Here is a 22,348-nt window from a genome sequence, read left to right as displayed (position 1 = left end):
ATGCCGCATCCACCTAACGCCACGTGAGACACCCTCTAAGCTTGACTCTGTCGGGGATCTTGGTGTCGTCTGCTCAGTCTCTGGCGGACCGCCAAGACCTCGGCCGGGGGATCCCGTGCTGGTCCAGGAAGTTCTGGAAGGCGGTCGGCGGCCGGGACGGAGGTGCTTCTCCGGTCGGCGGCCGTCGGCTGAGGCGCTCGATGTTTGCGGCGATGGCTGTTAGCACGTGTTGTAGGTGGGCTTTCTGCTGTCCCCGGTAGCGGCAGCGGCGCATGCCGTGTCCGTGAGCGAGCTCGTTGATCGTGCCTTCCACTCCGGAGCGGACCGCATAGCGGGCCTGCCATTCGGGTGTCTGTTGCTCGGCGCGGACTCGGAGTTGCAGGTCACGGAGTTCTCGCGGAGGAAAGCCCACGGTTCGGGCGCTGTCAGTGGTGGTCGTGCAGCGGGTGCGGACCGGGCAGGGACGGCACTGGCTCTTGGTGAACCGTGCCACGATCAGAGGTGCCGCGGTGGGTGAGGAGGTCGGATAGGGGCCGTGCCATCCCGCGCTGGTCTCGCCCTGCGGGCAGGTGACCTGCTGGCGGTCGAAGTCGATGTGGAAGTCGTCGCGGCCGAAGCCGTCGTTCTTGCGGTGCTGGCGGGTGGAGTTGACCGGTAGCGGTCCGGTGACCGTGACCTGGTGTTCGCGGGCTGCCTGTTCCAGATGGACCAGGGAGGTGTAGCCGCCGTCGACCAGATGCTCGGCGGGCAGCAGCCCGCGGTGCTTGAGCCGGGTGTGAATGCCGGGCAGCGCCTTCGCGTCGTAGCCGGTGGCGTCGGTGGTGGCCACATCTGTGATCACGTTGACGCCGTCGGGATCACAGGTCTCAGTGAGATGTGCGACGAACCCTTTCCAACGGGTGACGTGTCCGCGGCGCGCGTAGCGGGCCGTCGGGTCGCAGGGCGAGACGACCGCGACGGCCGAGGGCGGCAGGCCGCCGTCCTCGGCGGTGCGCCAGCGCAGGCGGCCGGCCCCGTCGCGGTAGTAGTTCTGCACCATGATCTGCCGCAGGGCCTGGACCCGGGGACCGGACAGGCGATCCGCCTCATGCTCCCCGACGTGCTCCAGCAGGCGGACGGCGTCGCCGCCTGTGGCAAGGATCCTGGTCTTGGGGCGGGTGGGGTTCTTGCCCAGACGGACCGGACGGCCGTAGCGGCGCCCCCACTCCTCGTCCACCAGGCCGGCCAGCAGGTGCGGAGCTGTGCCGGCCAGCTCTTCCAGCGCGGCGCGGACGGCCTCGGTGACCAGTTCCAGCCGGGTCAGGTCGCGCACCGCGGCCAGGACGTGGGTGGAGTCCGTGCGCTGGGTGGTGCGCTCGCGGACGAGACCGGCCTTCTTCAGGCGCTCGAGCGCGAGGTCGAGGAGACGGTCGGCTCGGCCGCCCTCGGTGAGACGCTCACGGAAGTCGGCCAGCACGCTGTGGTGGAAGCCGGGATCGTCCAGTTCCATGGCCAGCGCGTACTTGAAATCGATACGGCAGCGGACCGCCTCGGCCGCCTGCCGGTCCGACAGACCGAGCAGGAACTGCAGCACGCAGACGGTGGCCAGCTGGGCGGGCGAAAGCCCCGGGCGGCCATCGCGCGGGTACCAGTCGGCGAAGTCCTCGTCCCGCCACAGCCCGCCCAGGTGGTCTCTGACCCACATCGCCGTTGTACCGCCCGGGTTGCTCGCCCGCGCCATCTGCACGGTCAGAGAAGGAACTTGCTCACCAGAGCGGGCGTGGAGCGACAACGGGCACCTCGACAACTGCATCGGTCCTTGAACAGAGCCGAGCATGCCCGTTGATCACGCTGCCCCGCCGGGGATCCCCAAGATCCCCGACAGAGTCAAGCTCAGTGCCGTCGACGCGGACGCCCATCAGGACCAGGAGGCAGGAGTGCGCCTGGGACAAGCGGATCTTGGGATGGACGCCGTCGGCCCAGACGTAGACGTAGTCCGATCCGGCCAGGTCACGGCGCTGGAAGGCGGCGTGGTCGGCGGTCCACTGCTGCGTCAGCCGGGTCACCGTGGCCGGCGGCAGCCCGGCTGAGGAGCCCAGGAACTGCTCCATCGCAGGCACGAAGTCACCTGACGACAGGCCGTGGAGACAGAGCAGCGGCAGCACCTCGCTGATCTTCGGGGACTTCCGGCACCACGGCGCCAGGATCTTCGAGGAGAACCGCTGACGTTCACCCGTCGTCTCGTCGACCCGCTTGTCGTTCACGCGCGGGGCGGCCACCTCGACCGGGCCGGCAGCCGTGGTCACCGTCCGCGGCCGGTGCCGGCCGTTGCGGACCACCAGCCGGCGACCGGCCTCGTCACGCTGCCCGGCGAGCTCGGCTATGTACTGGTCCACCTCCGTCTCCAGAGCGGCGGCCAGCATCCGCCGAGCACCCTCGCGGACGATCTCGTCGATCAGGGAACCGGCCTCGGTGGTGCCGTCTTCATTGACTACGCTGAGCACGGGCGTGCCTTCCCGACCCGCGTTCGCAGCGCGGGCCTACTCGGTGACTTGACGATCACTCACTCGGGAAGGTACGCCCTTCACGCGTCCTCCACAGGAGCTGATCCACAAGTCCTGAGCATTGCTCGTCGCCCCTCCCGCTCCTGCCCCGTATCCAAAGCCTTCTACGAACGCAAGAGAGCCGAGGGAAAGAACCACAAGCAGGCAATCATCGCGCTCGCGCGACGTCGTCTGAACGTCCTGTGGGCCCTCATACGCGACGGTCGCACCTTCGAGATCACCGCGCCGCCGAGCCCCATCCCGCTGAGCTGACACGCTCACAGTGAGTCACGAGGCTGTGTTGACAAACACATTGGGAATCAGTAACCGGCTCAACCACGAGTCATTTTCGTGTCAGTCCCTCCCCAGGATCACAGCCACCCTCGTCTGGCGGCGTTCACGCCTGCCTGGAATCTGCTGGCTGCCTCCAGCCTCTCCATCAGGTGGGACATCATGCGGCGGACCGTGCGCAGCGAGACACCGAGCTTTCGGGCCGCGGACTCGTCCGTGTCGCCGGAGGCGATGATGCGCAGCAGGGTGCGTTCCACGGGCGTGCACCCGTTGTCGTCCGCCGGCGGCTGCTCACCGAAGGAGGTCCCTGTCGCCCAGCACTGCTCGAACAGCGCGCACAGGGCGGCCATGACGCCTGGGCTCTGGATCTCCAGCGCGCCTGAGCGGGGCGCAGACGGGTCCAGAGGCAGGATCGCGATGCGGCGGTCGACGATGACCATCTGTATGGGCACGGTCGGCACGGTGCGCAGTTCGCCGCCGTGTTCGATGAGCCAGTGGGCGTAGGCGAGTGTGTCGGGGTCGTTGCGGAAGCTTTCCCTGCAAACTGCCCTGATGGTGACGCCGCGGCGCAGTGCTTGCTCGTTGAGCGGAGTGGCGGCGCTACGGGCGTCGGGCCGGTGTGCGCCTCCCGGATTGAGTGACAGGCATTCGAACTCCGTCGTGCGCTGCAGCTCCTCCAGCCGGGCGCGGACGGCGTCCAGCCCCTGAAGTCTGATGGCGCTGTCGGACAGCCGGTTGCTGCGGTGCTCGGCGGCAATGGCGGCAATCGCCGCGCGTGTGGTCTCCACCTGGGCCTGCCGCCCGGCGAGTTCGGCTTCCGTCGAGGCGAGCAGCGTCGACAACCCGACCTCGGGACTCACCGGCCGGAGCCTTCCTCCGAACTGGTCGGACGGCTTGAGCAGCGCCAACGCCGCCAGTTCGTCGAACGCGGCCCGTATCTCGGCCTCGGTGAGGCCCGTGTCCTTGGACAAGGCGGCCACCCCGTGATCCGGGTACTGCAGCGTCGTCCGGTACACGGTTTCCGCATGAGCTGACAGTCCGAGCAGTTGCAGCACGTCGCTCTCTCCCCAGATCTACACCTTCGGCAAGGTCAGGCTTCCGGAGGGGCAGGAGGTGAACAAGTGTCAATGGAGACAACCTGGATCGGCGAGGAGGTGGCTCCAAAGTGCCAGGCAGCTTGAAGCCCGCCGTCTGCTAGTGACACCGCTTCGACGGTTGGACAGGCTTAACCCATCGAACGCAACACCCTACAAAACAGGGTGAAGGCAGAGAAACGACGCAATAGACGGCTATTCAAAAGGTGGAGTCTGTCATGTCCCGGATCATCGCAGTGCTGCTCACGTCCGCCGCTTCGATCGCCGGCGTCACCGCCTCCGGCGCCGTCGCCCCCAGCGCTTCGGAGCCCCGAGGCGTGGTAGCGGGTGACGGATTCGGCTGGGGCACCGGACAGATCCTCGACGACGGATACGGCTGGAGCCACCCCAAGGACACCACCAACTCCCCCCGGCAGCTCTGACACCGACGGCAGACGGGGACACACACCAGCCCCCGCTGAAACTCCGATGTACATGATCACAATACGGCTGGTCGGTTCCCGTGGAACCCCCGCTGCTCCGGCCCGCCTCAGAGAACTGCTCACGGCCCACTTCGCCCCCGCGGACCGGATCGAGCACCTGTGGCTACGCACCAGCGCAGGCCAGATCGACATGGTCCTCTTCATCCTCGCCGGATCCGAGGCCGAAGCCCTGCTCGCCGCTCACGCCGCCTGCGGCCGGGCCCTCGACCGCTCACCCCAGCTGACGGCGTGGCGCATGCACGACACCTACCACTAGTACTCCAGCAGGATTTTGCTGTCTGACCTGGGGGTTTCGCTGGGCGGCTGGAGTGTAGCGGGCTTCGGAGTGGTCAGAGGTGGTCTTCGGGAGGCCACCCCTCGATCGTGCGAGAGCGACGCAGGTAGTGGCAGCGGCGGGCGACCGCTTGGCGTTTCCGGCGCCCCCGCCGTACCGACCCACCGCCCGACACCCACCGCCCCCGCACTCTCACTCACATACGACCGTCCGTCCTCAAACCCTTCTCAACACCCCCGCCCGCGGCCTCGCCACCCCGGTCGACGTCTACCTCGCGTCCGACATGAACACCGACTGTGCGACCCACGCAAGCCAGGCGGTCGAGGCCACCGAACGCACCGGTTTCGGCGGCTTCTCGGCCACCGAGCAAGGGCACAACCCGCTGCTGGGGATCGGCACTGAGCTCGTCCAGCTGTGGCCTGACATGGTCGACGTCATTCTCGGGTCAACCGTGACACACCTACACCCAGACACTCGAGGCGGCGCCCGCGATCGCACAGCGGCTGGCGCTGAGTTCGCCGGACCGTGCTCAGCAGCGACATCGCCCCTGCTCACCCGCTTCGGCTCCGGAACCGTGTACGCCGCCCAAGTGGCGCGCCTGCCATGACTATGGAGGAATCCTGATGCCCACGATCCACATTCGACTGGTTGGCGGCCCGGCCGCATTCCCGCAGGAACAACGGGACAGGACGGTGACACCGGAGAGTCTTGAGGAACTGGACGACCGGGTCAGAGTCCGGTTCCTGGCCGGGTGGGAGCATTTCGAGTACACCGGCGACGAGTCGGCCGATCCCGCCGACGGGACAGTCGTACGATGCTACGAGTGGATCTACCGCACCCATATCGCCGAATGACAGTGAGGATGTAAGTGAGCGTTCCCCGGCGGGGTCTGACCCACCCACTGGCTGACTAACTGATCGTTTCAGAATGCCGTCCTGCGGAGACGCTGGCGGCCCCATGGAACAATCCTTTCAGCCACGGGCTCAGGGGAGATGACGCCGTATGGAACGGGTTGGGGCTGCGCGAGACCTCGTGCTCGGTTACGTCCGCGCTCTGAACGCGATTGATGAGGCCATGAAGGGGGCGATCCCCTCGCTTGAGCGACTGGCGGACATCGTCGGCCTGGCCCGTTCGCGCTGGATCAGCCGGAGTGATCACGTCGGCACCTACTCGTACAAGGTTCATGGGGCAGGGTGCCGCTTCGTGAGCGACAACGGCACTGAGGTCGATGTGGACTTTGCAGCCGACGGGAGCGAAATCTTCGACCCCTGGCGGCTACGCGGGTATGGGCTGAGCCTGCCGGAGCCTCTTGAGGTCACGGATCAGGACATGCGGTCCGCAGTGCGGTCGCTGCAACCGCTTCTGAACGAGGTGCGGCCGGGGTGGTTCAGCGTAGCCAACTGATCGCTTCAGGGCGAGGTTCGTAGGCGGCGGAGGCATATGAGACTGCAAGCCAGTTCGAGCAGGCCCTGGTGGAGATCGGCGCGTCGCTCGTAGCGGGTGCGGAGCCGTTTGAACTGGTGCAGCCAGGCGGTTGGGTCGGCCGCGCGGCGAGGTGCTTGCCGTGGGGGCGAGTCCTGTTCCGCGCGGCCTCCCGCCGAACCGGACATGACGGTTTCCCGGTCATCCGGCTCTCCAGTGACTACTGCGTGAGTGGTCTGGCTGGCCGTTCTGAGTGGATACGGTCGTGGCAGGTGTCGCAGGCCACGACGGTTTTGCGTCGCCGGTGGAGCATGACGCGCGCCCAGTCGGAAGGCTGCCATCCGGAATGTGCGAGGTCGGCGAGAGCGCGGACGTGGTGCACTTGCACGTTGCCCTTGCTTCCGCAGATCTCGCAGGTGTCCGCGAGGAGTCTCGCGATGAGTTCCTTCTGCGGATAGTCCACCCGTACCGGCTCGCGATCGGCGAGTTCTGCCGCCCGCTGCCGTTGGAGGGGAATCCCGCCGAACCGTGCCACCAGTGGTTTCCTGTTCTTCCGCTCGATACGGGCCTCGAAGCACACTCGGGGCCCGTTGGGGGTGTCGATTCTGGTCTTGTGCTTGGCGGCCATCTTCGACACTGACGAACGGTGCTTGGCTGCGAGAGTTTTGAGCATGGAGGTCTCCATGACCCATTGCAGCCGGTGCAGCCGGAAGACGTCTCCGGCGAGCAGGTAGTACTGGACGACGCCCCGGTAGATGGTCCCGAAGGTCGCCACGATCGCGTGATCGCTGCTGTTGGTCAGGGCCGTCTTCTTCGCGGGTTTCCCGCGGGCGATATAGGGGGCGCACTTGGCTTTGATCACGTCCCGTGGAACACGGAGTGCTATCTGACCGTTGACCCGACGGTAACGGCCGGTTTTCTTCGTGTCGTTGTGCTGGGTCGTGATCTCATAGCCGAGAAACCTAGCTGCCCGGGTGCGGGCATGGGTGATCAGCGTCTTTTCCTGGGACAGTTCCAGCTTGAGTTTGTCACGCAGGAACTGGGCCAGGCGTTGTTTGATCTGCTCGGCCTCGGCTTTCGGTCCGGTGAAACCGAGGAGGTGATCGTCCGCGTAGCGTATGTAGCGCAGCCTGCGATATGCCGGATCATTGGGATCCGCGCTCGGCAGGCTGACCATCCGCTGACGCAACGCACGGGCCTGGGCCCGATCGCCGCGCCGGCGGGCTTTCGCCAGCAGATTCTGCAACTCCAGGTAAGCCGGGTTTCGGGCCCGGCGGTCTCCTCGGGTGTACTCCGGAATCAGAACCGTTTCTACAAACTCATCCAACTTGTGCAGGTAGATGTTGGACAGGATTGGGGAGGCCACTCCGCCTTGCGGCGCTCCGGAGAGCGTGGTGCCCCATCTCCAGTCCTCCAGGTATCCGGCTGTCAGCATGTTGCGCACCAGCCGTAGAAACCGCTGGTCATGGATCTTTTCGCCGAGGATCGACAGCAGGACCTGGTGGTCCAGGCTGCCGAAGCAGTCGGCGATGTCCCCTTCGATGAACCAGGATGTCCCGGTCCAGGTGTGGTCCACCTCCCGCAACGCGGTGTGGCAGCCTCGGCGGGGACGAAATCCATGTGAGCGGTCGGAGAACGTTGGCTCGTAGTACGCCTCTAATAACAGGCGGACCACTTCTCCAACGAGCTTGTCCGACCAGGTCGGCAGCCCCAGCGGGCGCGTCTTCCCGTTCTTCTTCGGGATATGGATGCGTCGGACCGGCTTGAAGCGGTAACGCTCGTGACGCATCGCTTCAATGATCCGGCCGATCTTCCGCTGTGACATACCGTCCACGGTTTCCGACGTGACCCCGGGCGTCATCGCGCCGTGGTTGGCGTAAATGCGCCCGTAGGCCAGCAGATACAACTGCGGGTTGAACAGTTGCCTATACAGTTCATTGCACGGCAGGCCGCGCCTGCCGCGTTCACGCAGGACACCCAGCACCGTTTTGGCGCTTTGCATTCCGCATACCTCCCGGATTCGAGTGTCCGAATCACCTGGCCCCCTTCGCCCTGTGAACGGCTTTCCCGTCCTCCCTGGCCGGGCGTGACTCCGGCGACTACTACGGGGCCTCCGTCGCCATAGGACTCGCGTCCCGTAGGCGATCCCACGTTCGTCTCTGTCTGTACGTTCTAGCGCGACACAGGCGTCCCACTCATCTCCTTGAATGTCCTCGCTGAACATCGCTCCGTGCTCCGGAAGTTGCTCCGGCCACACAATCGAAGCCAGAGCAGAGCACGGCACCGGTTTCAGATGTCTTTCCGGCGGATGGGAACTTGCATCTTCTGGAGATTGGGCTTCAAACAATCCAGTCTTCGCCATATCGCGCGGGCCACCCAGCACACCGTCTCCGACAACTGAGCCCGGTCACTGGTTTTCTGACATGCTTTTGTCCCCTTCGCCTTTCGGATCCAGGTAAGTCATCGGGCCCAGGAACCTCCTTCCGAGTTCCTCCCGGCTGAGCCGGGGATACAAACAGAGCGCCTCGTGGCGCACAAGGCACGCTCGACCACCCAGCGCACCTTGCCCAGTCCGGAACCGTGGACGACACCGCGTCGCGCGATCAACGGCTTGATGCCCCGCTTCCACAGCAGGCGGCGGTACTTGTCGAAGTCATAGCCCCGGTCCGCATACAGACGCCGGGGCCTGCGGCGGGGGCGTCCCCGAAGTCCCCCAATCGGTGGGATGGCCTCCAGCAGCGGCAGGAGCTGGGTGACGTCGTGCCGGTTGCCGCCAGCGAGGGTGACGGCGAGCGGGGTTCCGTGACAGTCGACGATCAGGTGGTGCTTCGAGCCGGGGCGGGCGCGGTCGACAGGTGAGGGGCCGACGTGATCCCCCCTTTGAGAGCCCGGACGTGCGACCCGTCCACGGAGCAGTCATCCAGGTCCAGCAGGTCGGCGCGTCGAAGCTCGGTCAACAAGGCAGCGTGCAGGCGCGGCCACACGCCGGCCTCAGTCCAATCCCGCAGCCGACGCCAGGCCGTCACTCCGGAGCAGCCCACTGTCTCCATGGGGACGTCGCGCCACGCGACACCCGTCCGCAGCACGTACATGACGCCGGCGAGCGCCGCCCGGTCAGGAACGCGCAGCCGCCCGGGATAGCGGCGGCGGCGCTCAGGAGCGGGCGGCAGCAGCGGGGCCACCCGCTCCCACAGGTCGTCAGGAACAAGATCAGCGCGCACCCCGGACACCCTGCCGACCAAGATCGTTGAGCACAAGACCCGCAGCTCAACTCATTCTGAAACGACCAGTAACCTCGAAGTTTCGTGACGGTCCGCCGACGGAGTCGGTGGACCGTTTCCGTGCCGTGGGCTGAGGTTGTGCAGGCTGAGGGCCCGAGTGTCGCCTCGGGGTGGCGGCGGATTCCACTGCTCCGGGTGTTGGGGTGCTGTCGAAGGGACGGGGAATCCGCTGGTCAGCCAGGGTTGGGCAGTTGGCTGAGCCGGTCGCGGGCTGCGGTGATGTGACCGGTCCAGGTGAGCTGTACTGAGATTTGTGGAGTCCCTGATGCCAGGGTTACGGTCCTGGCGAAGGAGATCCACCAACACTATGCCTGCACCCCGTAAATACCCGGACGAGCTCCGCGAGCGCGCGGTCCGCGAGGTCCGTTCCACCGGCCGCCCGATCGCGCACGTTGCGAAGGACCTGGGCATCCATAAAGAGGCCCTGCGCGGCTGGGTCCGCCAGGCGGAGGCCGACCGTGGCGAGCGCGACGACCGGCTGACCACCGCCGAGCAGGACGAGCTCAGGCAACTCCGCAAAGAGGTGGCGGAGTTGAGGCGGGCGAACGACATCCTCAAGGCCGCGTCGGTGTTTTTTGCCCAGGAGATCGACCGTCCCCGGACGAGGCCGAGCAGGTGATCGACCATCTGCGTGACAAGGGTCTCGGGGTCGATCCCGTCTGCCGGGTGCTGGAGCTGTCGCCGTCGACGTACTTTGCCCGCAAGAAGCGGCCGAAGTCGGCCCGCCGGCTCCGCGATGAACAGCTCATGCCTGTGATCGAGTCGGTCCACGCCGAGTCGGACGGCACCTATGGAGCCCGCCGGATGACCCGTGCCCTCAAGCGCAAGGGGGTGGACGTCGCCCGCTGCACCGTCGAGCGCCTGATGGCCAAGCTGAACCTGGAGGGTGTCATTCGCGGACAGCGGCGCCGCACCACGATCTGCGAACCGTCGGCGCCGAGGCCGCCGGACCTGGTCGATCGGGACTTCACAGCCTCCCGCCCGGACGAGCTCTGGGTCGCCGACATGACTTATGTGAGGACGTGGTCGGGCTGGGCATACGTGGCGTTTGTCCTGGACGTGTACTCGCGGATGATCGTCGGCTGGCAGGTCGCGAACCACATGAGGACCGAACTGCCCCTGGACGCACTGGAGATGGGTCTGTGGAGACGCCGGATCAAGGCAGGCTCCGGCCTCATTCATCACAGCGACCGCGGATCTCAATACGTGTCAATTCGGTACACCGACCGGCTCGCTGACATCGGCGCCTCCGCGTCGGTCGGCTCCGTGGCCGACTCGTACGATAACGCGATGGCCGAGGCCCTGAACGGCACGTTCAAGGCCGAGCTGATCGAGATGCAAGGGCCGTGGCGGGACGTCGACCAGGTCGAACGGGCGATCTTCCAGTGGGTCACGTGGTACAACGAAGAACGCCTGCACTCCGCACTCGACTACGTACCGCCCGCCGAGTACGAACGCGACTTCTGACGACAACAGGAAGCCACCCCGCAGTCCGCCTGAAACAAGACCACCGGACTCTACGAAACTCGGGGCAGCTCACACCCCCATTGCGGGCCGTATCGACTGCTCGGATCGCCCTTCCGGATCCGCCGCCCCGGCCGCTCGTCACCGACTCCCCTGGCTTCACCCGGCCCAGCCGCCCTGCCACGTCGGCCGGACCCGCTCAGGACCGCTCCAGCGAGCCGCCCTCATGAGCGGGCCGCCTCGATCCAGTGGAGCAGCTTCCACCGCGGTCGCAGCGGCTGGGCCGCCACCGCTGGGCCCATCGAGCGCACCATGGCGTGGCTCGCGGCTGTCGCCGCCTGCACCGACACTCCGAGCGCAAAGCCGGACACTTCCTCGCCTTCACGAGCATCGCCTCCTCCCTGATCTGCTACCGCGCTCGCCAAAGAGATGGAATCCCAAGCTCATCTGCCGCCCAGTGACGGATGAGCGCGCCCGCAACTGCCTAAGGATCCGACTCTGATGCAAAGTTCCTTCAGGCCAAAGGTAAGGCGGTGCCGTCGGCGGCCGAGGTCACGTGATGCGTCACCCGGGACGCTGGGGCCTTGCGGCCGCGACGCTGCCTGAGCCTGCCACAACTGACGTCGGATGGGGCCGTTGCCAGTATCACGGCGTGATAACCGCAGTCTTGCCAGGAGCGCGCCGATCGGCTCGAGCGAGTAGCACGGCGTGTACCAACGCCTTGAGCAGACTGATGTTGAGTACCGCTGCCAAGTATCACGGCGTGATAATCACGAGCCTGTGCCCACATGCCTGATAGCGCCTCTGTGTGTCAAGCGGCGTGAGCGAGGTGGGTCCGTTGGTCGCGTTTTATGATCCGGTAGACCACGTTGGACAGCCGTCGTTTGAGGGCCCTGCGGGCCTCCGAAGGCGTCTTCCCCTCACTGATCTTGCGGAGGTAGTAGTCCTGCCCGCGTCCGCCGTCGCGGATCTGGCAGACGGCGATAGTGTGCAGAACCGAGTTCAGAGCGCGGTTGCCGCCGGTGTTGAGTCGGTGGCGGACGTTGTTGCCGCTGGAGGCGTCCAGGGGTGCGCTGCCGGTGTAACTGGCGAAGTGGTATTCGGTGGGGAACCGGTTGACGTCCCCGATGTGGCCGATGACCTTCGCGGCCAGCACGGTGCGCAGGCCCGGCAGGGTGGTCAGCGTGGTGCGGGTCGCGGCGACGGCCTCGCGCATCTCGGCTTCGTTGTCCTTGACCTGCCGGTCCAGGCGGCGCAGGTCGGCCAGCAGGTCACGGGCTATGTCCCGGCGGCAGTTGTCGGTGGCGGTGACCGGCCGGATCCCCTTCATCAGGGCAGCGGCCTTGTCGGCCGACAAGCCGGCGGGTGCTCCGCCGGGCAGGAGATCACGCAGGACGGCGTGGAGTCGGTTGAGTACGCGGGTGCGTTCGTGGACCAGGTCGTCCCGTCGTTCGGTCAGCAGTCGCAGGATGGTGGTCTGGTCTTCCTGGACCACGGGCCGCAGGTCGTGGCGGAAGAGGGCGACCTGGGCGACGTGGAGGGCGTCCTTGGCGTCGGTCTTGCGGTCTCCGCCGGTGGCCAGCAGTCGGGCCCGGGCCGAAAGGGTGGAGGGCACGTCGACGACGTTCTCGCCCGCGGCGGCCAGCTGCTGGGCGAGCGAGCGGCCCAGGCCGCCGGCGCCTTCGACGGCGAATCGGCGCTCGGGCCACTGCTCGCACCAGCGCATCAGCTGGCGGAAGGTTCCGGCGTTGACGACGAACCGGCGCTGAGCCACCCGGTGGCCCGCGGCATCAACGGCGACGGCGGTGTGGGACGACTTGTGGGGATCGACACCGATCAGGATCACAGGCTGCTGCCCTCGCACTCGATGAGACAAGAAGAAGAGTGCGGTGGGCACCCTGACTTGAAGTCACTGCGTCACCTTCATGCCTCTGTCGAGCCACACCGCGCGGGTGTCGGCCGGCGGCGGCACGCTATCAGTGAGCCAGCCCGAGGGCGGCAAGGAGCACTGCGAGCCCTTGCCGACCGACACCCTGGACGCTACGGCTGCAGACCGAGCATCTGGGCTCGATTCAACAAGTCAGGAGCGCCGGTCAATATCACGGCGTGATAACCCTGAGCGGCTCCTGGCGGGTGAAACCGCATCAGAAACCACCATCCTGGCAACACGCCCCACCTGGTAGTCAGTAAGGTGACGCCATGGCATCTCCATACCCCCAAGGCGACCGGGAAAAGGTGGCATCCAAGCTGCCTGTCGCACTCCGGCAAGAAGTAAAGATCCGCGCCGCCGAGCTGGCCGTGGACATCCAAGACGTCGTCACCGCTGCCGTCACCGACTGGCGTGCACTCCCCCCACTCCCCACCGTCGACACCACCGGCGCCGAATCCTTCTCAACCTGGCTCCCCACCGGCCTGTACGCCGACTTCAAAGAGACCTGCACCGACCGAGGCGTCTCCTATATCCAAGGGCTCGCTCAGTCCGTACGCCGCTGGCTCGACAACAATCCGTCCCCCGGAGCCGCGCCCCCTCCCCGCGTCGTACGCCGCATCATCGTCTGCAACCAGAAGGGAGGCGTGGGCAAGACCGCCGTCTCCGCCGGCATCGCCCAGGCGTGGGCCGAAGAAGGCATGCGCGTCCTCCTCGTCGACTACGACCCTCAAGGCCACCTATCCCAGCAGCTCGGCGTCCCCCAGATCCCGCCCGGCCACGACAGCCTCGTCTCCCACATGTGCGGCGAATCCACCGCAGACCTCACCGACCTCATCACCGCCATAGAGGACGAGCGGTTCGGGAAGCGCCTCAACGTGCTCCCGTCCTGCTTCGACGGCTTCCTCCTCGACGCCAAGGTCGCCATAAAGGACGTCGCCGCCCGCGGCTTCCACAAGGAGCACGCCCTCGAGCGGGCCCTCGAAGGCATCGAAAACGACTTCGACATCGTCATCATCGACTGCCCTCCCAGCCTCGGCATCGCCATGGACGCAGCCCTCTACTACGCCCGGCGCCGTCCCGGCGAGCCCATCGGCAACTCCGGCGTCATCATTCCGGTACTCGCCGAAGACTCATCCGCCACCGCCTACGGCATGCTTGCCGGCCAGATCGACGACCTCGTCGTGGACCTCAGGGTGGATATCGACTACCTCGGTCTCGTCGTCAACCTGTACGACTCCCGCCGCGGCGTCATCGCCACCACCTCCCTCCAGCAGTGGGAGAGCCTCGGTGACCCGCCGGTTCTCGCCGTCATCAACGACTTGAAGGAGCAGCGCGAAGCCGTGCGCCGTCAGCAACCGCTCCTCGCCTACGCGCCCGACAGTGAGCAGGCTGAAGCCATGCGCAAGATCGCCAGGGGAGTGGCCCGATGACCAGCAAGGCCGAAGCTTTCGGCACCTCGTCCGCGTTCAACACAGCCGCTGGCCGGACCCGGCGTAGCGCACGCGCTCAGCTGTACGACGCAGCCACCGGCAAGACACACCCTGACGCCGACAACCGGCTGCCTGTGTCGGTCATCAGCCACAACCCCGACAACCCGCGCGACCACCTGCGCAACCTCGACGACCTCGTCCAGAGCGTCACCGAGGTCGACGTTGTGAACGCGATCGCCGTGTCCACCGTCGAGGCATACCTGGCCGATCGGGCCGACCGCGCCGGCGAGCTCGAGCCGGACACGCAGTACGTCGTCGTCGACGGACACCGACGCCTCGAGGCCTCCCGCCGCGCAGGACGCGACACCATCAAGGTCATCGTCGACGACAACTACGTCGCCACGGACGAGTCCCTGCTTGAGGCCGCGTTCGTCGCCAACTACCACCGCGAGAACATGACCGAGCTCGAGGAGGCCAACGCGCTGGCCACCCTCGTGCAGTACTACGGGAGCCAGACCAAAGCAGCCCAGCGACTGGGCATGGCGCAGTCGACGATCGCGTCCAAGTTGTCGTTCTTGAAGCTGACCCCGGTGCTGCAGGCCGATCTCGCGGAAGGACGCCGCAAGGCGGAGCACGTCCGGAACCTGGGCAAGAAGTCGCCCGAGGAACAGATCGCGCAGGCCGACGCCCGCCAAGAGGCAGCGGAGCAGCGTCGGCGCGCTGCGAAGCAATCCGCCCGGACTCCTGAGGTACCGGCACCGGCGTCAAAACTCAGGGCTACCGAGCAAGCCGTACCTGCGGCCGGTGAGGCCGCGGGCGGTCATACGGCCGTAGAACACGACGCTCCATCCCTGGAAGAGACGGCGTCTGAAGCACGCCCCGCCAGCCACGGCGTGCCGGAGCCGCGGCTAGAGGTCGATCCCGGGGACGATCAGCAGGATGATCCGTCGGATGCAGCCTTCAAGGACGGCCCGATCAAACTGGACTGGCGGAACGGGCGAGGGTCCATGGACATCGCTTTCGACAGATGGACGCGTGCCGTTCAGCGCCGACCCGCGCTCGCCCGCTACTTCGAGCTCGTCGGTGGGCCCGAGCGCATGGCGGCCGACCTGGCCGCCGCCATCGACCGTGAGGAGCGCGCTGCTCTCATTGAGGCGTTGAAGAAGACCCTGTAGGACGCGCACCACCCGTGGCCCTGCTCTTCCACCGCCGGTAGGGAAGCAGGGCCGTCCTCGTGCGTCCCGACAAGCTTGCCGCCCGAACGAATGCCGCAACGCCATTGCAGGCGGACTTGCCCGTGGTGCCGACGCCTGCCCACACCGCCCGCGCACTGGCGAGCCAGTGCGCGGGCCGTCGCGGCTGTGATCTGTGGGAAACGGCGCGACGAGCGGCAGGGGACGGTGACAATAAGGCGTGGAAATACGAGGACCAGGACTGGGCGAACTTCCGCTCCCTGCCAATGACGAACAGCAGCAACTGCTTACGGTGATCTGGGCAGCGGTCTGGGCGTCCGACTGACCGACGTCCGACTACGTCGACCGACGCCTGGACCAAAAGAACGGCATTGACGCTGTCTCCGTGCTGCGCACGCTTCCCGATGGTCTGATGCGGGGCTTTCCTGAGACCTCTCGACCCCGCAGAATCCGTCCTCGGCGCATCGCAGGCCCACGGTCACCCAGCGGACCGACCCGTCGTCGCTGAGCGAGAACGCGACCGCGCCTCGAACTCCTCACTCCCGCACGGGCAGCCGGCCGCACCAGGCTCGTCGTCCTCCCAGGACTCCTCGTTCCAGTACTCCTCGCTATCCGCGATGAAAGCGCGGCTCCCGCAGCCGGAACACTCCCGTTCCGCTCCGGACGCGTTGACCAGTACGAAGAACATGCGGCCGCCGCACCCACACACGGAAGGAGCGATCTTCACCGGTCGGCCGTCGACCGCATTCCGCAGGAACGCCGCGAGCTCCGCGGGGACACCCTCGCCAACCCCGTGGCGAGGAGTCGAGGACGCCAACCGCGCCTATCTGGAGTCCTATCGCCGCAACGCCGGCCTGATGGCCGCCATGGAGAAGGCCGCCGCCGTCGACCCGCAGCTCGTGCGCGTGCGGCTGGAGCGGTCGCGTATGTTCATCGACCGCAGCGCCGCCGCCATAGCCCGCCTGCAGCGCTCGGGCCTCGCGGACCCGGAGCTGGACCCGGAGATCACGGCCCGAGCCTTGAGCGATGGTCAGTCGCCTGGCGTACGCGACCTTCGCCCTGGGTGAGTCCGTGCTGCCCTTCGACACGCTGGTCGAGACCGTCACCCGGCTCTGGACGAACGCGCTGTGCATGCCGACGAGGGTCGTGGAGCGACGGGGCGGAGTGCGCCGTACGCACTCCTGCCAGCAGACGGCGCGCGCGTACTTGGCCACGGTGCGCCGGTTCAGGCCCAGCTCCCGGGCTATCGCGCTGAGCGAGCGGCCGGGAACGGAGGCAGCGCGCACCGCCTCGAACAGCCGCTTCGCGTGGCGCTGGGCGGGAGTGTCAGCCACCTCGGGCAGTTCCGCCGGCGGCGGTGATGGCGCAGCTGGTTCGGGCTCGGGGACTGACGCGGTCAGGCACCCACGATGGGCGGCGGCGATGTCCGAGACCCTTCTCGACATCCCCTGCCAGAGGTGAAAACGGTCACTGACCTGGACCGCGTCCGGGGCTCCGTCGGTGATGCCCTGCCGATATGTGAGCGAGCCGTCCCGGCATACCACTTCGACGCCGGGATGCGTGCGCAGCCAGGCGGTCAATTGCTCGGCATCGCGCCCGGACCACAGCTCGATCGGCAGCCGTGTGTCGGCATCCACGAGCAGCGTGCCGTAGACGTCCGCGTACAGCGCGAAGTCGTCCACGCCCAGCACTCGCGGCGTCGCTGCTGCCGGAAGCGACAAGCGCATCAAGTGGAACAGCACACTCGTCCGCGACAGCGGCACCCTCAAGATGTGCAGGAGCCGGGCCCCGCCACGGCCGGCGAGCAGTACCCCGGCCATCTCCACCAGATGCTGCAGCAGCGGACTGCGACGCTGGTAGCGCACCGTCAGCCCGTCCACCTGCTCGGCAAACGTCCGACGCCCGCAGGACGGGCTGTCACAGAACAACCGCCGCACCGACAGCACGATCCGCACCGGACGGCCACCGACAGCAACGTCGGCCAACGTGCGGGAATACCGACTGTGCACCCGCGCCGACCCGCGACCACAGTCCGGACACGCCACCATCAACTCATGGGTACGAGCGGCGATACGGACCACGCCGCCCGCCGACCACACCCGTTCCACCCGCACCGCATCCAGGTGCGGAGACACAGTTCGTACGAGGTCATCACACTCGCCGATCCTGCCGCTACCTGTGACGGAGCGTCACCAGCGCACAGAGGCACAACCCCGCTTCACGAAAATCTTGCCAGGGCCGAGTTCCTGCACCGCCACGTCCACCCGCGCACCGACGAGTTCATCGAGGCGGCGGCGATCCCGCGCGACGTGTGGATCGAGGCCGGCAGGACCGAGTCCGACACGACGGAGCTGTTCTTCGACAACGTCCGGGTACCACGCCCATGTCATCGGCGAAGTCGATCGGGGCTTCTGCCCCACCTTGTCGAGCTTGCGGCCCCGGGTGAACCCCTCCATCCCCGTCTTCACGCCGAACAGGGTGATGCCGTGGGCCTTCTTCTCAGGACTGGTCCGTGCGGCGACCACGACGAGATCGGCCGAGTAGCCGTTGGTGATGAAGGTCTTCGATCCGTTGAGCACCCAGGTGTCACCGTCCCGCACCGCGGTGGTGCGCAGGGCCGCGAGATCGGAGCCGCCGCCGGGCTCGGTCATCCCGATCGCCGTCACGATCTGCCCGGAGCAGAAGCCGGGCAGCCAGCGGCGCTTCTGCCACTCGGTCGTCAGATCGACCAGGTACGGGGCGACGATGTCGGTGTGGATGCCCAGGCAGGAGGAGAGTGCCGCATTCACCTTGGCCAGTTCCTCCGCCAGCACGGTGTTGTACCGGTAGTCGCGTGCCTCACCGCCCCCGTACTCCTCGGGGATCTCCAGCCTCAGGAGACCCCTGGGCCGGCTCACACTGCGTCGGGCGATCACCCAGTGCTGCCGGTCGGGCCGGCGCCATGGACGGACCTCGACCTGAGCTGTACTGAGATCTTCCCTGGCTGGTAGTTGTTCATCAACTCTGGTGATGGCTTCGGGAACTGCACCAGCAACGGCCAGGACGACTGTGGGCTCCTCGTTCCCCGCACTTCGGATCGCTATGCAAGTCGGCAGCTGACAGCACTCATTCATGCTGTCGCTCCCGTCGCATGGTCATGGCCGTGTGACGGTCGGATAACAGGCGGGCCGGCGGTGATCTGAACCGGCCCGGGAGCCGTATTACCGGACAGAGTCCCCACCGTAGAGCAGTCAGCTGGAGGGATGATGAGTCGTCAGTTCAATGCTGCGCCTAGCAAGGCAATTGAAACTCCAGCGACCGGCCGGGACCGGCACCATTCGAGTACCACGATCTGGATCGAACTGGTCCTCATCGGCTTTCATCGCTGGCCCGATGCGCCGCCCGCACGTGACTACTTGGTCAGCAGACATCGCCATACTTTCCAGGTCAGGGTCGATGTCCTGGTCGCTCACGATGAGCGTGACAGCGAATTCCACAATCTGACCGACACTGTCCGCACCTGGTGGGGGCCGACCGAGCGGGAATGGGGCGCGGCATCCTGCGAGGCGATTGCGCGAGAACTCGGCGAACACCTCATAGCCAACGGTGTGGTTGTGGAGTCAACCAGCGTAGGAGTCTTCGGCGAGGGCGGAGCCGTCGCGCGATGGGAGGCTGCATGAGTCACTCGGTGACGATACGCCACAACTTCGAAACCGCTCATCGACTACCGCAACTGGGCGGCAAATGTGTGAACCTGCACGGGCATTCCTGGTGGTGCGAGATCGAGGTGACCGCCGCGTCCATGCCAGACGATGTCGTCGTAGAGTTCGGGGCCTTCAAGCGAAAGATACGGCAGTGGATCGACATGTATCTGGACCACGGCGTGATGCTGGGGGCAGCCGATGAACTCGTGCCCGCCCTGCAATCCCATCAGTGCAAGTTGTACAGATTCGGGGCGGGCGATCCGTCGGACGCCGAGACACTGTCCCATGAACTCGCCTGGCCGACGGTCGAGAATGTGGCCATTCTCATCGGAAGAGTAGGCAGCCAGGTTATCGGGGAGCTCGACACGCGGGTCGATGTGCAAGTCAGTCAGGTGGACATCTCTGAAACACACGTGAATTCGGCGATCTGGAGACCTCATGGCCACAACTAGTGCCAATGGCATCACCCTGCTTGACGACACGTCGGCTGCCACCGAGGCGGAAGCGGTCAGGGCCGCCAGACAGCTGCTCGCTACGCTGGGCATGAAATGCGAAGACGAGTCGACTCGGGACACTCCGCGAAGACTGGCCGAGGCACTACTCGAGATGACAGAAGGCACGACGCGAGAGCCGCGACGGCATCTGCAGGTGACCTTTCCACCCGTCGGCCGTGCGTCGTTGATCATCGCCGCCGACATTTCCTTCACCTCCGTCTGTGAACATCACATGTTGCCGTTCACGGGACAGGCCGTCGTGGCCTACCTCCCGTCGCCGGGGGCGGAGATCGTCGGCATATCGAAGCTCGCCCGCATCGTTCATGAGTACGCCGCCCGCCCCCAGATGCAGGAGCGCATAGGCGAGCAGGTCGTGGATGCACTGACGGAGTGTCTCGACACGCAGGGGGCTGGCTGCATACTGCGGGCAGGCCACGCCTGCATGACGCTGCGCGGAGCGCGGGCGCACGGTGCAAAGGTCACCACCCAGCATGTGCGCGGTGTGTTCCAGACCGACGGCGTGCTGCGGAATCAGCTCATCGGCGCCATGGCCGACCGATGACGGTCAGCCCACGGCGAGTGAGGCGGCCGGGATGAGTGCCCGACGCTACCGGCCCCGACGGGCCTTGGCTGCTCCCGGTCTCTCCGCTGGCCTGAGCCGGCTGACAGACACGGTTCCACACGTAGGAAGCGTGCTGTGGCAATACGCTCGGCGCCACGTCGGAGGCCGGGATCTAGCCGAGGCCCTGGGACGTGCGGATCAACTGGTGGCGAAGGGATGCGGTGTCAGTCTGGATCTCTTCGGAGTGGAGACCGGGGAGGTGCACACGGCGCGGGTCGGCGACGCCTACGCCGATCTCGTCACCGCGACGTCCGGTCGGCGGCAGGCGGTGTGGCTGTCGGCCGACCCTTCCCACCTGGGCCTGCGGGAATCCTGGTCCACCTGTGTACGGGCACTGGAACGTATCGCGGGCGAGCTCGGGCCGGGCCGCCGGTTGCAGATCGGCGCCGAGACCGAGGACCTTGCCGAGAACACCCTGCGGGCCGTGCTCAAGGTAGCGGCTCAGGGTGCACCGGTCATGGCGACGGTGCAGGCCAACCTCCGGCGCAGTTCCGATGATGCCGCACGCCTGGCCGCGGCCGGAGTGCCGGTGCGACTCGTCAAGGGAGCCTTCACGGAGAGTCCGAAGGTGTCCTGGCCGCGGGGAGAGTGGACGGACATGTCCTTCGCCCGGATCGCCCATCGCATACGCAAGGAAGGAGGTGACGTCACACTCGCCACCCATGACCGGCTCCTGCGGGAGACCTTGCTGCTGAGCCTGGGTCCGCTCCCGTGCGAGGTGTCACTGGGCATCAGGCCGCACGACGTGGACTGCCTGCTCCGACGGGGCATCGACACGCGTGTGTACATCCCGTACGGCCCCGACTGGCTGCGCTTCTATCTGCGCCGCCTCGCCGAGACACCACCGAGGAGGCTGAGGAAGTGAGGAGGTCACGGACGGTCCGGTGAGCCGGCGACGCCGAACAGCTCGCGTCGCACCGTCACTCTGCTCACGAGCCGGCCGGCCGTGAACACCAGGCGCTCCTCCGTCGCCCGGCCGACGGCCTCGGTGAGACTGGACGCCTTGATGGCGAGCAGATCGGCGACCCGTCCGGGTACCGGCCCGGCAGGAGGCAGCCCGAGCACCTGGCGCGCCGCGTCACTGACCGCAGAGTACCCCTGCTCGACGGTCAGATGCGCCGCGGTGACCAGCAGTGACGCAGTTTCCATCGGATCTGCCCGGCCCATGGGGTTGAACGGATCCCCGACGTTGTCGCCGCCGCCGGCAACCACGACGCCCGCCGCGAGGAGCGGTTGAACCGCGGTGAGTCCGCGCGGGATCGGGCTCCGGCCGCGCCCCTGAAGATAGAGGTTTGTCAGGGGGAGGGTGACGACACCGATGCCCGCCTCCGCCACCTTGTCCACGATGGGTCCCAGACGGTCTGGCGGTACCTGCCCCAGGCTGACGCAGTGGCTCGCTGTGACCGGATGAGGGAAGTCCCGTGCGATGACCAAGTCCGCGAGCGTCGCCAGTGTGAGCGTTCCCGGATCGAGGGTTTCGTCGGTGTGGACGTCCAGGCCGACTTCGTACGCCTGGGCAAGGCCGACGAGTCTGCCCACCGCGGCTTCGGGGTCCGGCGAGCGATACGGGGCGTCGCCGAGGCGGTCGGCACCGGCCTTGACCGCAGTCTTGGCAAGCTCGTCGGGCGTATCCAGTGACAGCATGGGAACGACCTGCAGATTCACCCTGTCCCGCCATCGTTCGCGCAGCTCGATCAGAGCCTCGAGCGCGACCGGCACCTTTTCGTCGGGATGAAGGGCGACGTGCGTGCGTACCGCCGTCGCGCCATGGGCGACCAGGGCGGATAGGGTGCCTTCCGCGCGGCGGATGATGTCGGCCCGGTCCCTGCCCGCCGACCAGCGCTGCCAGGCTTCTCTCGCGTCGTTCAGTTCTCCTGTGCCACACGCCACGTCATCGAATGTGCCGGTCTTGTCCAGGTGCGCGTGCGGCTCCGTCGGCGCGCCGAGCAGCAGATAGCTGCTGAGATCCAGTCGCCTGCCGGGACGCCCGTTCGACGCGCCGGCGGCCACCACCTCGGTCACGATCCCACCGGCGATCAGTATGTCCACCCCGCGTCCGTCCACCATCTGTGCCGAGGTCAGCCATAGAGCCGATTCCGGTGCTGGTCCTGGTCCTGGTCCCGGTCCCGGTCCCGGTCCCGGTCCCGGTCCCGGTCCCGGAGATGT

General features: G+C 66.8%; 19 protein-coding genes and 4 pseudogenes. 12 read left to right on the top strand and 11 right to left on the bottom strand.

The window, feature by feature from the left end; translation table 11 throughout:
* Positions 1-73: 73 nt before the first annotated feature.
* Together QFZ82_RS02175 and QFZ82_RS02170 are read right to left on the bottom strand one after the other, a co-directional pair.
* Positions 74-1,684: an IS1182 family transposase gene (locus QFZ82_RS02175; protein ID WP_307711470.1), complete on the bottom strand. Its 1,611-nt coding sequence runs from the start codon at positions 1,682-1,684 to the stop codon at positions 74-76.
* A gap of 169 nt (positions 1,685-1,853) precedes the next feature.
* Positions 1,854-2,483: pseudogene (locus QFZ82_RS02170) on the bottom strand (transposase); the annotation flags it as partial.
* Positions 2,484-2,621: 138 nt separating this feature from the next.
* Between QFZ82_RS02170 and QFZ82_RS02165 the strand changes: the two are divergent.
* Positions 2,622-2,795 (top strand): annotated as a pseudogene (locus QFZ82_RS02165) (IS110 family transposase); the annotation flags it as partial.
* Between the two features lie 98 nt (positions 2,796-2,893).
* On the opposite strand, the gene QFZ82_RS02160 reads toward QFZ82_RS02165, so the two are convergent.
* Entirely contained in the window at positions 2,894-3,868 is a 975-nt protein-coding gene (locus tag QFZ82_RS02160; RefSeq protein WP_307711334.1) for a LuxR C-terminal-related transcriptional regulator, read from the bottom strand.
* A 257-nt stretch (positions 3,869-4,125) separates the two neighbouring features.
* Here QFZ82_RS02160 and QFZ82_RS02155 point away from each other — a divergent pair, with 257 nt between their 5' ends.
* The 4 genes from QFZ82_RS02155 (at position 4,126) to QFZ82_RS02140 (ending at position 6,067) form a co-directional block, all read left to right on the top strand.
* Positions 4,126-4,329 carry a hypothetical protein gene (locus tag QFZ82_RS02155; RefSeq protein WP_307711210.1) on the top strand — a complete coding sequence of 68 codons (204 nt, stop codon included), beginning with the start codon at positions 4,126-4,128 and terminating at the stop codon, positions 4,327-4,329.
* A 52-nt stretch (positions 4,330-4,381) separates the two neighbouring features.
* Positions 4,382-4,645 (top strand): hypothetical protein, encoded by a 264-nt coding sequence (locus QFZ82_RS02150; protein WP_307711211.1) that lies wholly within the window; start codon positions 4,382-4,384, stop codon positions 4,643-4,645.
* A gap of 641 nt (positions 4,646-5,286) precedes the next feature.
* Positions 5,287-5,517 carry a DUF5988 family protein gene (locus QFZ82_RS02145; protein WP_307711335.1) on the top strand — a complete coding sequence of 77 codons (231 nt, stop codon included), beginning with the start codon at positions 5,287-5,289 and terminating at the stop codon, positions 5,515-5,517.
* Positions 5,518-5,665: 148 nt separating this feature from the next.
* Positions 5,666-6,067: a hypothetical protein gene (locus QFZ82_RS02140; protein WP_307711318.1), complete on the top strand. Its 402-nt coding sequence runs from the start codon at positions 5,666-5,668 to the stop codon at positions 6,065-6,067.
* 5 nt (positions 6,068-6,072) lie between these two features.
* On the opposite strand, the pseudogene QFZ82_RS02135 reads toward QFZ82_RS02140, so the two are convergent.
* From QFZ82_RS02135 to QFZ82_RS02125, 3 genes and pseudogenes are all read right to left on the bottom strand, one after another.
* Positions 6,073-6,195, bottom strand: a pseudogene (locus QFZ82_RS02135) (IS5/IS1182 family transposase); the annotation flags it as partial.
* Positions 6,196-6,305: 110 nt separating this feature from the next.
* On the bottom strand, positions 6,306-8,087 hold the full coding sequence (locus QFZ82_RS02130) for a reverse transcriptase/maturase family protein (RefSeq protein WP_307711302.1): 1,782 nt from the start codon (positions 8,085-8,087) through the stop codon (positions 6,306-6,308).
* A gap of 536 nt (positions 8,088-8,623) precedes the next feature.
* A pseudogene (locus tag QFZ82_RS02125) lies at positions 8,624-9,306 on the bottom strand (IS5 family transposase); the annotation flags it as partial.
* A gap of 367 nt (positions 9,307-9,673) precedes the next feature.
* Here QFZ82_RS02125 and QFZ82_RS02120 point away from each other — a divergent pair.
* Positions 9,674-10,833 (top strand): IS3 family transposase gene (locus tag QFZ82_RS02120; protein WP_307711216.1). Its coding sequence is split into 2 segments (ribosomal slippage): positions 9,674-9,938 and positions 9,938-10,833, totalling 1,161 coding nucleotides; the frame shifts between segments, so codons are not numbered across the junction.
* A gap of 221 nt (positions 10,834-11,054) precedes the next feature.
* Here the strand turns inward: QFZ82_RS02120 and QFZ82_RS02115 are convergent.
* Together QFZ82_RS02115 and QFZ82_RS02110 are read right to left on the bottom strand one after the other, a co-directional pair.
* The gene (locus QFZ82_RS02115; protein WP_307711481.1) at positions 11,055-11,201 is read right to left on the bottom strand and encodes a hypothetical protein; all 147 of its coding nucleotides are present in this window, start codon (positions 11,199-11,201) and stop codon (positions 11,055-11,057) included.
* Positions 11,202-11,641: 440 nt separating this feature from the next.
* Positions 11,642-12,676, bottom strand: a complete 1,035-nt coding sequence (locus tag QFZ82_RS02110; RefSeq protein WP_307711469.1) for an IS110 family transposase — start codon at positions 12,674-12,676, stop codon at positions 11,642-11,644.
* A 353-nt stretch (positions 12,677-13,029) separates the two neighbouring features.
* On the opposite strand from QFZ82_RS02110, the gene QFZ82_RS02105 reads away from it, so the two are divergent.
* Together QFZ82_RS02105 and QFZ82_RS02100 are read left to right on the top strand one after the other, a co-directional pair.
* Positions 13,030-14,190: a ParA family protein gene (locus QFZ82_RS02105; protein ID WP_307711468.1), complete on the top strand. Its 1,161-nt coding sequence runs from the start codon at positions 13,030-13,032 to the stop codon at positions 14,188-14,190.
* A complete protein-coding gene (locus QFZ82_RS02100) occupies positions 14,187-15,365 on the top strand; it encodes a ParB/RepB/Spo0J family partition protein (protein WP_307711467.1) in 1,179 nt (392 codons plus the stop codon). The genes QFZ82_RS02105 and QFZ82_RS02100 overlap by 4 nt, the downstream gene beginning before the upstream one ends.
* 626 nt (positions 15,366-15,991) lie before the next feature.
* Here QFZ82_RS02100 and QFZ82_RS02095 read toward each other — a convergent pair.
* Positions 15,992-17,518: an ISL3 family transposase gene (locus QFZ82_RS02095; RefSeq protein ID WP_307711466.1), complete on the bottom strand. Its 1,527-nt coding sequence runs from the start codon at positions 17,516-17,518 to the stop codon at positions 15,992-15,994.
* Positions 17,519-17,572: 54 nt separating this feature from the next.
* Positions 17,573-18,280: an acyl-CoA dehydrogenase family protein gene (locus tag QFZ82_RS02090; RefSeq protein ID WP_373429221.1), complete on the bottom strand. Its 708-nt coding sequence runs from the start codon at positions 18,278-18,280 to the stop codon at positions 17,573-17,575.
* 345 nt (positions 18,281-18,625) lie between these two features.
* Between QFZ82_RS02090 and QFZ82_RS02085 the strand changes: the two genes are divergently transcribed.
* Genes QFZ82_RS02085 through QFZ82_RS02070 form a run of 4 tightly spaced genes read left to right on the top strand, consistent with a single transcriptional unit; the run spans position 18,626 to position 21,047 of the window.
* On the top strand, positions 18,626-19,042 hold the full coding sequence (locus QFZ82_RS02085; protein WP_307711464.1) for a hypothetical protein: 417 nt from the start codon (positions 18,626-18,628) through the stop codon (positions 19,040-19,042).
* Positions 19,039-19,518, top strand: a complete 480-nt coding sequence (locus QFZ82_RS02080) for a 6-carboxytetrahydropterin synthase (RefSeq protein WP_307711463.1) — start codon at positions 19,039-19,041, stop codon at positions 19,516-19,518. Before QFZ82_RS02085 ends, QFZ82_RS02080 begins: the two co-directional genes overlap by 4 nt.
* Positions 19,505-20,122, top strand: coding sequence for a GTP cyclohydrolase I (gene folE / locus QFZ82_RS02075; protein WP_307711462.1), 618 nt, complete (start codon positions 19,505-19,507; stop codon positions 20,120-20,122). The genes QFZ82_RS02080 and folE overlap by 14 nt, the downstream gene beginning before the upstream one ends.
* Positions 20,052-21,047: a proline dehydrogenase family protein gene (locus QFZ82_RS02070; protein ID WP_307711461.1), complete on the top strand. Its 996-nt coding sequence runs from the start codon at positions 20,052-20,054 to the stop codon at positions 21,045-21,047. Before folE ends, QFZ82_RS02070 begins: the two co-directional genes overlap by 71 nt.
* 5 nt (positions 21,048-21,052) lie before the next feature.
* Here QFZ82_RS02070 and QFZ82_RS02065 read toward each other — a convergent pair whose 3' ends face one another.
* Complete coding sequence (locus QFZ82_RS02065) at positions 21,053-22,231, bottom strand: amidohydrolase family protein (protein WP_307711460.1); 1,179 nt, start codon at positions 22,229-22,231, stop codon at positions 21,053-21,055.
* Between the last annotated feature and the right edge of the window lie 117 nt (positions 22,232-22,348).

Source organism: Streptomyces sp. V4I23, assembly GCF_030817975.1.
Taxonomy (GTDB): Bacteria; Actinomycetota; Actinomycetes; order Streptomycetales; family Streptomycetaceae; genus Streptomyces.
The sequence above is the reverse complement of the archived record's forward strand: the minus strand, read 5'-3'. Positions and strand labels throughout refer to the sequence as shown.

Coding starts and splice junctions, on each gene's coding strand:
- QFZ82_RS02175 (WP_307711470.1), bottom strand. CDS start 1,684: ATGTGGGTCAGAGACCACCTGGGCGGGCTGTGGCGGGACGAGGACTTC.
- QFZ82_RS02155 (WP_307711210.1), top strand. CDS start 4,126: ATGTCCCGGATCATCGCAGTGCTGCTCACGTCCGCCGCTTCGATCGCC.
- QFZ82_RS02150 (WP_307711211.1), top strand. CDS start 4,382: ATGATCACAATACGGCTGGTCGGTTCCCGTGGAACCCCCGCTGCTCCG.
- QFZ82_RS02145 (WP_307711335.1), top strand. CDS start 5,287: ATGCCCACGATCCACATTCGACTGGTTGGCGGCCCGGCCGCATTCCCG.
- QFZ82_RS02140 (WP_307711318.1), top strand. CDS start 5,666: ATGGAACGGGTTGGGGCTGCGCGAGACCTCGTGCTCGGTTACGTCCGC.
- QFZ82_RS02130 (WP_307711302.1), bottom strand. CDS start 8,087: ATGCAAAGCGCCAAAACGGTGCTGGGTGTCCTGCGTGAACGCGGCAGG.
- QFZ82_RS02105 (WP_307711468.1), top strand. CDS start 13,030: ATGGCATCTCCATACCCCCAAGGCGACCGGGAAAAGGTGGCATCCAAG.
- QFZ82_RS02100 (WP_307711467.1), top strand. CDS start 14,187: ATGACCAGCAAGGCCGAAGCTTTCGGCACCTCGTCCGCGTTCAACACA.
- QFZ82_RS02085 (WP_307711464.1), top strand. CDS start 18,626: ATGATGAGTCGTCAGTTCAATGCTGCGCCTAGCAAGGCAATTGAAACT.
- QFZ82_RS02080 (WP_307711463.1), top strand. CDS start 19,039: ATGAGTCACTCGGTGACGATACGCCACAACTTCGAAACCGCTCATCGA.
- folE (WP_307711462.1), top strand. CDS start 19,505: ATGGCCACAACTAGTGCCAATGGCATCACCCTGCTTGACGACACGTCG.
- QFZ82_RS02070 (WP_307711461.1), top strand. CDS start 20,052: ATGTGCGCGGTGTGTTCCAGACCGACGGCGTGCTGCGGAATCAGCTCA.